The sequence below is a fragment of the Syntrophotaleaceae bacterium genome (genome assembly GCA_041390365.1).
Taxonomy (GTDB): Bacteria; Desulfobacterota; Desulfuromonadia; order Desulfuromonadales; family Syntrophotaleaceae; genus JAWKQB01.
In genome coordinates this window covers 893,011-906,376 of record JAWKQB010000002.1, presented here as the reverse complement: position 1 = coordinate 906,376, position 13,366 = coordinate 893,011, and the positions used below count along the sequence as shown (strand labels likewise).

The 13,366-nt window shown below is 57.7% G+C and carries 12 protein-coding genes; 3 read left to right on the top strand and 9 right to left on the bottom strand.

From position 1 onward, the window contains the following. Positions 1 to 6 precede the first annotated feature (6 nt). Complete coding sequence (locus R2940_11330) at positions 7 to 1,314, bottom strand: citrate (Si)-synthase (protein ID MEZ4600367.1); 1,308 nt, start codon at positions 1,312 to 1,314, stop codon at positions 7 to 9. Positions 1,315 to 1,538: 224 nt separating this feature from the next. Between R2940_11330 and dusB the strand changes: the two genes are divergently transcribed. The 3 genes from dusB to R2940_11315 all read left to right on the top strand — a co-directional run bounded on the left by dusB (position 1,539) and on the right by R2940_11315 (position 5,169). Beyond that, positions 1,539 to 2,510: a tRNA dihydrouridine synthase DusB gene (gene dusB, locus R2940_11325; protein ID MEZ4600366.1), complete on the top strand. Its 972-nt coding sequence runs from the start codon at positions 1,539 to 1,541 to the stop codon at positions 2,508 to 2,510. Positions 2,511 to 2,513: 3 nt separating this feature from the next. Next, positions 2,514 to 3,623 (top strand): ATP-binding protein, encoded by a 1,110-nt coding sequence (locus R2940_11320; protein ID MEZ4600365.1) that lies wholly within the window; start codon positions 2,514 to 2,516, stop codon positions 3,621 to 3,623. A 115-nt stretch (positions 3,624 to 3,738) separates the two neighbouring features. Beyond that, positions 3,739 to 5,169: a sigma-54 dependent transcriptional regulator gene (locus tag R2940_11315; protein ID MEZ4600364.1), complete on the top strand. Its 1,431-nt coding sequence runs from the start codon at positions 3,739 to 3,741 to the stop codon at positions 5,167 to 5,169. A gap of 179 nt (positions 5,170 to 5,348) precedes the next feature. On the opposite strand, the gene dnaB is transcribed toward R2940_11315, so the two are convergent. The 8 genes from dnaB to pth all read right to left on the bottom strand — a co-directional run bounded on the left by dnaB (position 5,349) and on the right by pth (position 13,361). Beyond that, a complete protein-coding gene (gene dnaB, locus R2940_11310) occupies positions 5,349 to 6,719 on the bottom strand; it encodes a replicative DNA helicase (protein ID MEZ4600363.1) in 1,371 nt (456 codons plus the stop codon). Between the two features lie 314 nt (positions 6,720 to 7,033). Then, on the bottom strand, positions 7,034 to 7,480 hold the full coding sequence (gene rplI / locus R2940_11305; GenBank protein MEZ4600362.1) for a 50S ribosomal protein L9: 447 nt from the start codon (positions 7,478 to 7,480) through the stop codon (positions 7,034 to 7,036). 20 nt (positions 7,481 to 7,500) lie between these two features. Next, positions 7,501 to 8,439: a DUF2232 domain-containing protein gene (locus tag R2940_11300; protein ID MEZ4600361.1), complete on the bottom strand. Its 939-nt coding sequence runs from the start codon at positions 8,437 to 8,439 to the stop codon at positions 7,501 to 7,503. 23 nt (positions 8,440 to 8,462) lie between these two features. Then, positions 8,463 to 8,750: a 30S ribosomal protein S18 gene (gene rpsR / locus R2940_11295; GenBank protein ID MEZ4600360.1), complete on the bottom strand. Its 288-nt coding sequence runs from the start codon at positions 8,748 to 8,750 to the stop codon at positions 8,463 to 8,465. A gap of 26 nt (positions 8,751 to 8,776) precedes the next feature. Then, the gene (gene rpsF / locus R2940_11290) at positions 8,777 to 9,148 is read right to left on the bottom strand and encodes a 30S ribosomal protein S6 (protein MEZ4600359.1); all 372 of its coding nucleotides are present in this window, start codon (positions 9,146 to 9,148) and stop codon (positions 8,777 to 8,779) included. Between the two features lie 325 nt (positions 9,149 to 9,473). Continuing rightward, positions 9,474 to 10,568 carry a redox-regulated ATPase YchF gene (gene ychF, locus R2940_11285; protein MEZ4600358.1) on the bottom strand — a complete coding sequence of 365 codons (1,095 nt, stop codon included), beginning with the start codon at positions 10,566 to 10,568 and terminating at the stop codon, positions 9,474 to 9,476. 149 nt (positions 10,569 to 10,717) lie between these two features. Further along, positions 10,718 to 12,766 (bottom strand): sodium-translocating pyrophosphatase, encoded by a 2,049-nt coding sequence (locus R2940_11280; protein ID MEZ4600357.1) that lies wholly within the window; start codon positions 12,764 to 12,766, stop codon positions 10,718 to 10,720. A gap of 19 nt (positions 12,767 to 12,785) precedes the next feature. Next, positions 12,786 to 13,361 (bottom strand): aminoacyl-tRNA hydrolase, encoded by a 576-nt coding sequence (gene pth / locus R2940_11275; protein ID MEZ4600356.1) that lies wholly within the window; start codon positions 13,359 to 13,361, stop codon positions 12,786 to 12,788. Between the last annotated feature and the right edge of the window lie 5 nt (positions 13,362 to 13,366).

Genomic DNA, 13,366 nt, shown 5'->3' with positions numbered 1-13,366 from the left:
GATTGATCAGCTCTTCTTCGCCACCACTTCTTCCAGCATGTTGAGGGTGACCGATTTTGGCCTTTCCAGGGGATAGCCAAGAGCGCGGTCCCAGGTGATGTTGGCCAGCACGCCTATGGCCCGACCCACGGCGAACAGCACGGTATAGAAATCGTACTCGGTCACGCCGTAATGCCATTGGACCACACCGGATTGTGCATCGACGTTGGGCCAGGGGTTGCGCGCCTTGCCGTGTTCCTGCAGCACCTTGGGGGCCACCTTGTAGATCATCTGCACCAGCTTGAACATCGGATCGTCGGGCAGATGCTTTTCGCAGAATTTCATCTGCGCGGTAAATCGCGGGTCGGTGCGGCGCAGCACCGCATGGCCATAGCCGGGAATGACCTGCCCGCTTTTCAGGGTCTCCCAGAGAAACGTTTCCAGTTCCTGTTCCGTCGGCAGTTTTCCACCGAGTTTCTCCATGACCCCCTGGATCCAGCGCAGCACCTCCTGGTTTGCCAGGCCGTGGAGAGGACCCGAGAGTCCGTTGACCCCGGCCGAGTAGCTGTAATAGGCATCCGCGAGGGCCGAAGCCACCAGGCGGGTGGTATGAGCGGAGACATTGCCCGATTCATGGTCGGCATGGAGGATGAAATACATCCGGGCGACATCGTCATAGGGAGGCGCTATGCCCATCATATGGGCGAAGTCCCCGCCGAAATCGAGGTCTGGGTCAGAGGGTATCGGGGTATCGTTCTTGTACTTCATCCGATAGATGAAGGCGGCGACGGCCGGGAGTTTCGCCAGCAGATTGCAGGAATCCTCGTACATCGGGTCCCAGTAGTCCATCCGGTTCATGCCTTCGTTGTATTTCCGGGCAAACTCGGATTCCCTCTGCATCACGACCACGGCGGCGGACAGCATCGCCATCGGATGCAGGTCGCGGGGCATGGCCCGGAGTGTATCGAATACATACCGGGGCACTTCGCGCCGGCGGCGAAAGTCCTTGACCACTTCCAGGGTCTGTTCGGGGGTGGGCACCTCCCCCGTCAGCAGAAAGTACCAGAAACCTTCCACATAGGGGTATTCGGATCCGGGGATTTTGGGCAGAACGGAAAAGGTTTCGGGTATGGTCCTGCCCCGAAACCGCACCCCTTCCTCCGGGTCGAGATGGGAGATGTCAGTCACCAGGCACTTGACCCCGCGAACGCCTCCTATGGCTTGACCAATGGTGACCTTATCGAGTAAAACGGAGCCATGCTCTTTGGCAAGCCTGGCCACTCGCGGACGCTGTTCCTGAATTTTCGCATAGAGAAGTTCTTTCAAACCTGCCATGTATGTTCCTCCTGATTAGAATCCCGCACGTCTCATGCCGGATGGCAAAAGACCCGACTTCGTTCACCGAGTCTTTATTATATTATGCAGATCGACGTTTTTTTTCCACCCGCAAATGCCAGGTTCCTTTTTGAAAACATTATCCTTTTTTCTGTTCCGCGGAGACAGGCTTCTGCCTGTCTCTTGCCCGGCCGTGATTAATTATTAGGCAGAGATTTCAAAACATGCCCATAAAAAAGCTACTTTCCCAAAACAGAGTCGTTCTTGCACCCATGGCGGGGATCACCGACCTTCCTTATCGCCTGATTATGCGGCGTTTTGGCGTGGGCTTGGCTTTCACCGAGATGGTCAGTGCCAATGGTCTGATTCGTGCAGGGCAAAAAACCCGGGAGTTGCTGGCGACAACGGCGGAAGACCGACCGCTTGCCCTTCAGCTCTTCGGAGATGATCCTGAGGTCCTGGCGGAAGCGGCCCGCAGCGTCGAAGGGGATGGAGACATTCTCGATCTCAATCTCGGTTGCCCGGTGAAAAAGGTCATTCGTTCCGGTGCCGGCTGTGCCCTGATGCGGAATGGTCGCCTCGTCGCCCGGATCCTGTCCGCGGTAAAAAAAGCCACCCGGATGCCCCTGACCGTGAAACTGCGCTCCGGATGGGACCATCAGTCGGTCAACTACCTCGAAATCGCCCGAATCGCCGAAGCCGAGGGGGTCGATGCCCTCACCCTGCATCCCCGTACCCGCAGTCAGGTGTTTTCGGGAAAAGCCGACTGGGAACAGATTGGCCGGCTGAAAGCGACGGTATCGGTCCCGGTCATCGGCAGCGGAGATATTCTGCAACCGGAAGATGCCCTGGCCATGCTTCAAACAACCGGCTGCGATGCGGTTATGATCGGGCGTGGAGCCTATGGCAATCCCTGGCTTGCTCGCAACATCCAGGCCTTGTGCGAAGAACGCGAACCCTTTTCACCCGACCCCCTTGATCGGCTGGAGGTTTTTCGGATGCACCTTCAGCTCTTCATTGAACATTTTGGCCCTGGAAGGGCCGTATTCGACATGCGCAAGCATCTTGGCTGGTATGCCCGCGGGCTTCCCGGGGCTGCGGCCTTTCGAGCCCGGGTCAACCTGACGTCCGAACTGGCAGAGCTCAGCAGCCTGACCGAGCACTTCTTTTTGTCGGCAAAAGAATTGGAGGACTGATCCATGCCCCGCATGCCGGAAGACACCTCTCTCTACCTGCGCATTTTGGAGAACATGGAGGAAGCCGTGATCGCCGTGGATCCGGAAGAAAGGATCGTGCTGCTCAACCCGGCGGCTCAGTCCTGCACCGGGATCTCGGAACGGCATGCCCTCGGCCGGAGGTTCGACGCCATATTCAAGGGTCAGAATGAACTGTTGAATCTGATGCGGACGGCCGTCAGCGAAGGACGCTCCCTCTACAGTCACCAGGATATTCTTCTACCCCGCAGCGGCAGCCCGCCCCTGCCCATCCGGGCCTCGGTCTCTCCTATCTACAGCAAGCAGGGGGAAGGGGACGGCGCCGTCATGATCCTGCGAGACCTGTCCCAAGTCAGGGAATTGGAAGAAGCCATCCGGCGGTCGGAACAGCTCTCCATGCTGGGCACCCTGGCAGCAGGGTTGGCTCACGAGATCAAGAACCCCCTCGGCGGGATCAAAGGGGCTGCCCAGTTGCTGAACATGGAGCTTCCGGATCAAAGCCCCCTCAAGGAGTACACCACGGTCATGAACCGGGAGGTGGATCGGGTCAATGGACTGATCGAGGAACTCCTCGACCTTGCCCGGCCCCCCTCGACCAAACTGGGACCGGTCAACATGGGCCGTGTGCTGGCCGACATCGTTCTGCTGCAGAAGGCGAGTCAGTCGAACAAGACGGTCGATTACCAGCTGCGTCTCGACCCGAGCATTCCGCCCATCCTTGGCGATCAGAACCTGCTGATCCGGCTTTTTCTGAACCTGATCAAGAATGCCGGCGAAGCTATTGAAAAAGAGGGTGTGATCGAGATATCCAGCCGCATCGATTCTCAATACCGGATCAATCGTCCGGGAGAACGCCCCGTTCCCCTGGTCACTGTGGAAATCAGGGATACCGGCCGCGGAATTCCCGGCGACCAGCTGGATCATATCTTCACCCCTTTCTTCACTACAAAAAGTCGCGGGACCGGCCTGGGTCTCGCCCTTTGCCAGAAAATCGTCAGCGACCATCGCGGCATTCTCAGAGTGGACAGTACACCGGGGGAAGGGACCCTGTTTACAGTGAGCTTGCCCCTGGTCCGTCCAGAGCAAAAAAAATAGGCAGTTTTTGGAACAACGTCGGGACAATCTGAGGTTTTTATTTTAATATGTGATGAATCCTCCCGATGACATCCGGGCGATCGCATCTCCCCTCGTAAGAAAGGCATTTCGCATCATGTCCATTCACCGCGTTCTCGTTGCCGATGACGAGCAGAGTATTGCCTGGGTTCTGGCCAAGGCGCTGGCCAAAAAGGGCTTCAAGGTAGACCTTGCCGCCGACGGAGCCGAAGCCCAGCGTTTGGCGGAAAAACAGAAATACGATCTGGCCATTCTCGACATCAAGATGCCCGACATCTCGGGCCTCGATCTTCTCACCCTGTTCCGGGAACAGCAGCCGGAGATGCTGGTCATCATCATGACCGCTGAATCGACCATGAAAAATGCGGTCGAAGCGATGAAAAGGGGAGCCTACGACTACATCACCAAGCCCTTCGATCTCGATGCGCTGGATGCCATCATCCTTAAGGCGCAAAAGGCCTCCACCGCGTCCGCACAGATCCAGCGCCTCAAGGACGAGTTGAAGGACCATTACCATCTCGATCGTGCCATCATCGGCAAAAGTCCGCCGATGCAGGAGATATACAAGATCCTCGGACGGGTCGCGCCGGCCGATGTGACGGTGCTGATCACCGGCGAAAGCGGCACCGGCAAGGAGCTGGTGGCCCGCGCCATCCATTTCAACAGTCCCAGGCTGGGCAAGGCCTTTCTGGCTCTGAACTGTGCCGCCATTCCCAGCGAGCTTCTGGAAAGCGAACTCTTCGGTTATGAAAAGGGGGCCTTCACCGGAGCCACCGACAGAAAGATCGGCAAATTCGAACAGGCTAGCGGAGGCACTCTGTTTCTCGACGAAATAGGCGACATGCCCCTCGATCTTCAGGCCAAACTGCTGCGGGTCCTGCAGGAAAAGGAGATCACCCGGACCGGGGGTAATACGGCCATCCCGGTCGATGTGCGTATCGTGGCGGCCACCAACCAGAATCTCGAAGAAAAGGTCCGTCATAAGGAGTTTAGGGAGGACCTCTACTACCGCCTCAATGTCGTGCCGATCAATATACCCTCCCTGCGCGAACGGCGAAACGATATCCCCCTTCTGGTCGACTATTTTATCCACCGTGTGCAGAAGGAACTCAATGTTTCCGTCGTGGGTTGCACCCGGGAAGCCCTCGACCTGCTGCAGAGCCATGACTGGCCAGGAAACGTCAGGGAACTGGAAAATACCCTGCGCCGGGCGGCACTACTCTCTTCCGACCAGTATCTGAGCCCGGCGGATTTCCCGGATCTGGTACCCCAAACCCTCACACGGGAATCGGAGGAGTCACTGGAAGCCCTGATCGGCAACAAGCTGAGGGCTACCTTCACCCAGATGGACATCCAGGAACTGAACAACCTGTACGAAATGGTTCTCTTCCAGATGGAGCGGCCGCTGATCCGGATCATTCTCGAAAAAACACGATTCAACCAGGTCCGCGCAGCGGAAATTCTCGGCATCAACCGCAATACCCTGCGCAAAAAGATTCAGATGCTGGATATCGATGTGAAAAAGTAACGGATTTCTTATCGTTGTCAGTGAAGCGTTAGCGGAACGGTTGTCGTTGTCGTCATCGGGATCGGTTTTTAGAGAGGGATTCAATAACGATTACGACAACGACAAGGACTATGGCAAAAAACGCCCGGCAGCAAAGCCTGCCGGGCGTTTTTATTTTCATCGAAGGGACCAGCGGAAGATCAGTACCCTTCCTCCCGCTTCGACTGATTTTCAAACCGGGTGAACTGGCCCTGAAAGGTGAGGTGAACGGTACCGATGGGGCCGTTTCGCTGCTTGCCGACAATGATTTCGGCATCCTTTTCGTGCCCTTTTTCACAGGTCCGTTCGCGACTGCGGCAATCGTCGCAATAAACCGCTTCACGGTAGATGAACATGATGACGTCGGCATCCTGTTCGATGGCGCCCGATTCCCGCAGGTCGGCCATGATCGGTCTCTTGTCGGTGCGATTTTCCAGCGAACGGTTCAGCTGCGACAGTGCGATGACCGGCACGTTCAGCTCCTTTGCCAGAGCCTTGAGGGAGCGGGATATTTCTGAAATTTCCTGCTGCCGGCTTTCGGCATTGTGCCCCTGCATCAGCTGCAGATAGTCGACCACCACCAGCCCGAGATCCCGCTCGGCCTTCAGCCGCCGGGCCTTGGCCCGCAGTTCAAGCACGGTGATGCCCGGGGTATCGTCGATATAGATCGGCGCTTCGGATAACAGACTGGCGCCATTGGTCAGCTTGCCCCAATCCGAATCGACCAAGTTTCCCGTGCGCAGACGGCTGGCGTCAACCCGGGAGACGGAACAAAGCATGCGCTGCACCAACTGTTCCTTGCTCATTTCGAGAGAGAAGACCAGCACCGGAACAGCGGGATCGGCAAAGACACCGGCGTGCTCAACAATGTTGAGAATGAAGGCGGTCTTGCCCATGGAGGGCCGGCCGGCGATGATGATCAGGTCGGAGGGCTGAAGGCCGGCGGTCATGTTGTCCAGATCGATGAACCCGGTGGGAACGCCGGTGACCAGTTCTTTGCGCTCGAACAGTTTTTCGATGTTCTTGAAGGTTTCCTTCATGATTTCCCGGGTCGAGAAATAGGAAGGACGACTCTTCATGCTGCTGATTTCAAAAATCGATTTTTCGGCCCAGTCGAGGGTCTGTTCAACGTCTCCGCCCTCGTATCCACGGGTGGCGATTTCGGTTGACACGCTGATGATGTGGCGGGCGAGGGCCTTTTCCTTCACCAAGCGGCAATAATAAGCGATATTGGCGGCGGTGGGGACGTAATCGACAAGATTGCCCAGATAGACACTGCCCCCCACCGCCTCGAGTTCCCCTCTTTTCTGCAGGGCGGCAGTCAAAGTAACCAGGTCGGCAGGTTCTCCCTTTTCAGAGAGTTCTATCAGGGCGGAGAAGATCTTGCGGTGATTTTCGCGATAGAAATCATCAGGTCTGAGAATCTCAAGCGCTTTGTTCAGCGCTTCGTTCTCAAGCAGAATCCCACCGAGAACGGACATCTCCCCCTCGAGACTCTGGGGGGGAAGACGATGGGACGGTGTTCCGGTCATAGCACTGTTCACTCCGATCGGCTTACGGTTCCCGGACGGCCCCGCGGCGGTCGATAACAGGGCGGACACTGGTTATTCTTTGGGCTTTTGAGGAGACCGGCAGGTGTCGGTCCCTGTCCCCGCAGGCTGCCTGCAGCAGGTCATTTCAGAATAAGCAGGCACGACTTGAAATGACATGCTGTTGACAGACGCGACAGACGTCCTGAATAACCGGCTCAAAACGACCGGGGTTCCTGAATCAATCCGGACCGGGAGCCTGCAGAAGCTGAGGGACCGCAAAGGTCTTCGTTTCGGCAGGCTCCCGGGTTCCGATATCATTCGGCGGGAACGACTTTGACCTTCAGGGTGGCGGTGATCCCTGCGGGGAGCTTGACGGGAACCTCGTAATCTCCGAGGGCCTTGATCGGCTCCTCCAGCTGGATCTTTTTGCGATCTATTTCGATACCCGCTTCGGCGAGCTTGGCGGCCAGTTCCATGGTCGTGACCGACCCGAACAGCTTCCCTTCTTCACTGGCACGAAGTGAGAATTCGCAGCTCACTTTTTCGATCTGCGTCTTGATCACCTCGGAAGCCTCCATCACTTTCTGCGCCTTCCGCTCCATTTGCCGCTTCTGGTGCTCGAGCTCTTTCAGATTGCGGGTATTGGCTTCGACGGCCAGTTTTTTCGGAATGAGGTAGTTGCGGGCATATCCCGGCTTGACCTTGACCATGTCGCCGATATGGCCGAGTCCTTCAACGTTTTCAGTCAGTATGATATTCATCGATTCCTCCCAAAAAGGATCTAATCATTGATTTTTCGAGGTTTGCGGAAATTCACCCACAGATCGAAGACGCCGAGCCCCGTGACGATGACCGGCAGTGGGTTCAGGGTGACGACCAGTACGTAACCCAGGGTGCGCAGGATCGGCGGCACTCTGTTTTTCCTGAAATAGTGGCTCATGATGGCCAGCCCCTGAAGGAAATAGCAGGCCAGCACGACCAGCAGCAGGTTCAGAGCCACCAGCTTCAGCATCCCGGATCCCAGCACCACTCCTCCACCACTCGCAATCAGGGCCCAGACGAGGAGTTCGGGCAGTTTCCAGCAATGCATCGGCACTCCGGAAATCCGGTAGTCGCCCCGTTGGAACTTGTGCAGAAGGATCAGGGTCACAAGCTGCAGGCCGGCGGCGCTGATAACAGCAACGGCGGGCCAGGCCTGCCGGCTGAAAGCCGCGGCTTGCTTGATGAGCGCTTCCAGCTGACTGAGCTGTTCCGGCTGCAGATTCAGGTCCCGGATCATGGCCAGGTACTGCTGCTGTTCCTGTTGCAGATAGCCCTCAATCCAGGAAAAGACGTTCACTTCGCCAACCAAACCTGCCCCGGCGAGGGCCAGACCTCCGAGAGCCAGAAGAAGGCCCAGAGTCAGCGTCACCGAGCGATCCCAGGATAGCCCCCGTTTGAGAAACATGGGCAGAAAAAAAGACATCAGGCCGAACTCCCCCAGATAGGCCAGTGCCTCCCGGTAGCCGCCGGTCCAGACGAGAATTCCCGCCGTAGACAATACCACGGTTGCGCCGGACGCGGTCCCCTGCCGCATATGGATATAGGCGGCAGGAAGCGCGACGGCGAACATGGCGACGGCCTTGAGGGGCAGAACGCCGGTCAGGGCAAGCAGAACCAGTGTGATCAGCACGCCCGCGGGAACGAAAAGGATCTCCCGATATCTATTCAACGCTGCCATCCCAAATCCGGGCCCAAGCCGGATCAGTCAAAGGAATGTCCGGCGGTAAAAGGCAGCAGGGCGATATTGCGTGCCCGCTTGATCGCTTCACAGACTTTGCGCTGATGGTCGGCGCAGTTTCCGGAAATCCTTCTGGGTACGATCTTGCCTCGTTCTGAAATGAAATAGCGCAGGGTGCGGATCTCCTTGTAATCGATTTTGATATCCTTGTCCCCGCAGAACCGGCAGCCCTTGCGGCGGGAATAGCGCCGCCGAGCCGTGGCCGCGGGTCGCTTTGAGGCAGATTTGTCGTTTCTTCTATCTTCAGCCATGGTTTTTTCCTCCACGTATGAGCGCGTTATTCGCCTTCTTCAATTTCTTCCACGTCATCAGCCTCTTCGGTCCGGACCACGGCCCCTTCCGACTTTCCGGCCGTTTCCATCCCATCAGGCAACAGTATGGTCTGGAACTTGATGATCCTCTCATCGATTCGCAGACGGCGCTCGAACTCGGAGACGACCTCGGGGTTGGCTTCAAACACCAGCAGCACGTAAGTGCCCCGAGCCTGTTTTTTGACGGGATAGGCGAGTTTGCGGGATCCCCATTCGTCGATCTTGAGGATGCTGGCACCCTGCTCGGCCAGGATCCCCTTGAACTTCTCCAGCACTGCGGCATAGTCATCGCCGACGGTGTCCGGATGGACAATGAAAATGTGCTCGTAGGTTCTCATTTTGACTTCTCTCCTCATGAGTTTGTAGCCCCGGATCGATCCGGAGCAAGGAGCGGACGGTAACCGCCCTGTTGATAAAGGAACTCAGTTTATTAGCACAGCCGGGGTATTTTTTCAATGTTTTTCAGGAGGCGTCGGTCGATTCATAAATCCACCCTTTACCCATAGAGAAACAGATACCCGGCCTCTTTCGTTGTCGTTGTCGTTGTCGTTGTCGAAACCGTAAACGTTTGAAGGCCGACTTTCGATCACGATTACGATGACGACTACCGTTCGCTGCGGCTTCACTGACAACGAGTCTATATCTTACACATCGAAACAAGGTTTATACATTGAACCGGAAATGCATGACGTCGCCGTCCTGAACGACATAGTCCTTCCCTTCGAGGCGCATCACCCCTTTTTCCCTTGCGCCTGACTCTCCCCCGGCGGCGAGGTAATCCGCGAAGGCGATCACTTCCGCCCGGATGAAACCCTTTTCGAAATCGGTATGAATGACCCCGGCAGCGGCGGGCGCCCGACTTCCCCGCCGCACGGTCCAGGCCCGGACCTCCTTGACCCCTGCTGTGAAATAGGTGATCAGTCCCAGCAGTTCGTAGCCGGCCCTGATCATCCGGTCAAGACCCGACTCTCCAAGGTGGAGTTCCTCAAGAAATTCCTTTTTCTCCTCTGGCCCCAGTTCGGCGATCTCCGATTCGATCTTGCCGCAGATGGTCACAAACGCCGCCCCCTCGGCCAGGGCCTGATTCCGTACCTGATCGACAAAGGGGTGCTTTCCGGCCAGATCGTCCTCGGCCACATTGGCCACATACAGGACCGGCTTGCTGCTGATCAGATGGAGTTCCCTGATCAGTTGGGCTTCTTCGGCCGAAAATTCGAGAGATCGTACAGAGCGCCCCTGATTGAGACACTCCTGTACCCGGACCAGCACCTCCATCTCGCCCTGCAGTTTTTTGTCACCGCTGCGGGCCTGCTTCTGCGTGCGGTTGATGCGCTTTTCCACCGTGTCCAGGTCCGCCAGGTTCAACTCGGTCTGGATGACCTCAATATCCCTTTGGGGATCGACGCTACCGTCCACATGCACCACGTTATCGTCGTCGAAACAGCGAACGATGTGAGCGATGGCGTCGACCTGCCGGATATTTCCGAGGAACTGGTTCCCAAGCCCCTCCCCCCTGCTGGCCCCTTTAACGAGACCGGCAATGTCGACGAATTCGATGGTTGTCGGCAATATGCGTTGGGGATTGACGATTTCGGCCAGTTGATCAAGCCGCTGGTCTGGCACCGCGACCACGCCCACGTTGGGTTCGATGGTGCAGAAAGGATAGTTGGCCGACTCGGCTCCGGCCGAAGTGATGGCGTTGAAAATGGTGGACTTGCCCACATTGGGCAGACCGACAATGCCGCATTTGAATCCCATTTTGTAATTCCTGAATGTAGGTTGAAAGGTAACCAGCCGCCGCCGGGGGTGAGAACGGCTTTCGGGCTTCGCTCAAGTAAAAATAACGATAGCCGGGAAAAAACCCGGCTATCGTTATTTATTCTACTGATGTGTATTCGACGTGTCGATCAGACCAGCAGCGGAGCGATGACCAGCGAGACGACGCTCATCAGTTTAATGAGGATGTTCATGGCCGGTCCGGAAGTGTCCTTGAACGGGTCTCCGACCGTATCACCGACCACGGCCGCCTTGTGAGCGTCGCCGCCCTTGGCCTCGCCATGCAGTTCGCCCTTTTCAATAAACTTCTTGGCGTTGTCCCAGGCACCGCCGGCGTTGGACATGAACAGAGCCATCAGCACACCGGTCAGAGTGGCGCCGGCGAGCATGCCACCGAGAGCCTGTTTGCCGAGCAGCAATCCGACCAGCACCGGAGCGACCACGGCGACCAGACCGGGCAGGACCATCTCCCGCAGAGCGGCGCGAGCCGAGATGTCGACGCACTTCTCCGGCTCGGGTTTAACACCGGGTTTGCCTTCGAGCAGGCCGGGGATCTCGCGGAACTGCCGCCGAATCTCATCAACCATCTTGCCGGCAGCCCGCCCAACGGAGGTCATGGTCAAGGCGCCGATGAAGAAGGGAATCGCGCCGCCGATCAGCAGCCCGACAACGGTAAAAGGCTGGATCAGGTCGATGGCTTCGAGCTTGACGGCGGTGGCATAAGCGGAAAAGAGGGCAAGTGCGGTCAGGGCAGCCGAACCAATGGCAAACCCTTTGCCCACGGCGGCGGTGGTATTGCCGATGGCGTCGAGTCCGTCGGTGATCTTCCGTACCTCGGGGCCGAGACCGGCCATCTCCGAAATGCCTCCGGCGTTGTCGGCGATAGGACCATAGGCATCGACGGTCATGGTTACCCCAACGGTGGCCAGCATGCCGACAGCGGCAATACCGATGCCGTAGAGGCCGGCAAACTGGTTGGCGACGAGGATGCCGACGCAGATGACCAGGATAGGTGCGGCGCAGCTCTCAAGCCCAACGGCCAGGCCATGGATGATATTGGTGGCCGGTCCGGTTTTGCTGGCATTGGCGATGCGAAACACCGGCCCCGATGAGGTGTAGTATTCGGTGATCACACCGATGGCGATACCGGCCAGGGTGCCGGCGAGAACAGCCCAGAAGACGCCGTTGCTGATATGCATGAACCGGGTGATGAAGTAGGTGGCAACGAGGAAACCGCCGGCTGCAACAAAGGTTGTGTACCGCAGGGCGGCGGCCGGGTTGATGTTCTTCAAAAACTTCATCGAGCCGACGCCGAGCAGTGAAAAAATCAGGCCCGCCATGGCCAGCACCAGGGGCAACAGCATGGCGTTGGCCTGGGTCAGTCTGAACAGATCGGAGCCGACCTCGACGGGCGCACCGGCGAGGGTGCCCATCAGCCCGGCGCCGGCTGCGGCGGCAATGGCCACGGTGGCGATGATCGAACCGACGTAGGACTCAAAGATGTCGGCTCCCATGCCGGCGGTGTCGCCGACGCAGTCGCCGACGTTGTCGGCGATGACACCCGGGTTGCGGGGATCATCTTCGGGAATGCCGGCTTCCACCTTGCCGACCAGGTCAGAACCGACGTCGGCCGCCTTGGTATAGATGCCGCCTCCGACACGGGCAAAAAGCGCGATAGACGAAGCGCCCATGGCGAAACCGTTGATGTAGATGGAGGTCTGGGGGTCACCGCCGAAGATGACATAGGCAATGCCGACGCCGATCAAACCCATCGACGCAACCGCCAGTCCCATGACGGCCCCGCCGTTGAAAGAGACCATCAGCGCCTTGCCTTGACCGGAGGTGCGGGCGGCCTCGGCGGTGCGCACATTGGCCCGGGTGGCGGCCTTCATGCCGATAAAGCCGCAGATCATGGAACAGATGGCGCCGCCGAGAAATGCCAGGGCCGTATACAGACCCAGGGAAGGAGCCAGTGCAATGATGACGAAAACCAGCACGATGAAAACCGCCAGTACACGATACTCCCGACCCAGAAATGCCATGGCGCCGGCATGGATCGATTCGGATATATCCTTCATCCGCTCGTTGCCGACCGGTTGTGCCTTGACGACGGTGTACATGACGATGGCGATCAAAAAGCCCACCGCTCCGAGTATCGGAGCATACATTTGCAGTTCCATTTCGACTCTTTCCCCCTTGTTAAAGTGAAATATCGCGATTGTTGAAAGCGTTCATCGCCTCCTGAACCCCCTCTTGGAGCAGGAGTTCAAGGGCTTTGGCCGTATTCTCCAACACGCGGTCCAGACTGTTTCTTTCGATGCTGGAAAAGGACCGCAGAACATACTGGGCCACGTCACCCCCAGCCGGTGGACGATCGACACCGATGCGAAAGCGGATGAACTCCAGGGATCCGAACACGGCGCCTATATTCCGCAAACCGTTATGACCGCCATGGCCGCCGCCAAGTTTTATCCGCAGCGTACCGAAGGGGAGGTCGATTTCGTCATGCAGGACGATCAGATCGGGCGGTGGCACACCCATCGCCTTGCAGGCCGAAGACACACTGGCTCCGCTCCGGTTCATGTAGGTCTGCGGCAGGAGAACCATGACCTCCTGACCATAAACGGACCCCACCCCGTAAAGGGCCTGATGGCCCTTTTTCTTGAGAGTGAGACCGTGTTCGGAGGCAAACCGTTCGGCGGCCATGAAACCTATGTTGTGCCGGGTTTGAGCGTATTCAGGTCCCGGGTTTCCAAGGCCGGCGATGATCTTCAAATCGG

Bases quoted from the DNA above. Each gene is read 5' to 3' on its own strand.
- R2940_11330 (MEZ4600367.1), bottom strand. From the start codon at position 1,314: ATGGCAGGTTTGAAAGAACTTCTCTATGCGAAAATTCAGGAACAGCGT.
- dusB (MEZ4600366.1), top strand. From the start codon at position 1,539: ATGCCCATAAAAAAGCTACTTTCCCAAAACAGAGTCGTTCTTGCACCC.
- R2940_11320 (MEZ4600365.1), top strand. From the start codon at position 2,514: ATGCCCCGCATGCCGGAAGACACCTCTCTCTACCTGCGCATTTTGGAG.
- R2940_11315 (MEZ4600364.1), top strand. From the start codon at position 3,739: ATGTCCATTCACCGCGTTCTCGTTGCCGATGACGAGCAGAGTATTGCC.
- dnaB (MEZ4600363.1), bottom strand. From the start codon at position 6,719: ATGACCGGAACACCGTCCCATCGTCTTCCCCCCCAGAGTCTCGAGGGG.
- rplI (MEZ4600362.1), bottom strand. From the start codon at position 7,480: ATGAATATCATACTGACTGAAAACGTTGAAGGACTCGGCCATATCGGC.
- R2940_11300 (MEZ4600361.1), bottom strand. From the start codon at position 8,439: ATGGCAGCGTTGAATAGATATCGGGAGATCCTTTTCGTTCCCGCGGGC.
- rpsR (MEZ4600360.1), bottom strand. From the start codon at position 8,750: ATGGCTGAAGATAGAAGAAACGACAAATCTGCCTCAAAGCGACCCGCG.
- rpsF (MEZ4600359.1), bottom strand. From the start codon at position 9,148: ATGAGAACCTACGAGCACATTTTCATTGTCCATCCGGACACCGTCGGC.
- ychF (MEZ4600358.1), bottom strand. From the start codon at position 10,568: ATGGGATTCAAATGCGGCATTGTCGGTCTGCCCAATGTGGGCAAGTCC.
- R2940_11280 (MEZ4600357.1), bottom strand. From the start codon at position 12,766: ATGGAACTGCAAATGTATGCTCCGATACTCGGAGCGGTGGGCTTTTTG.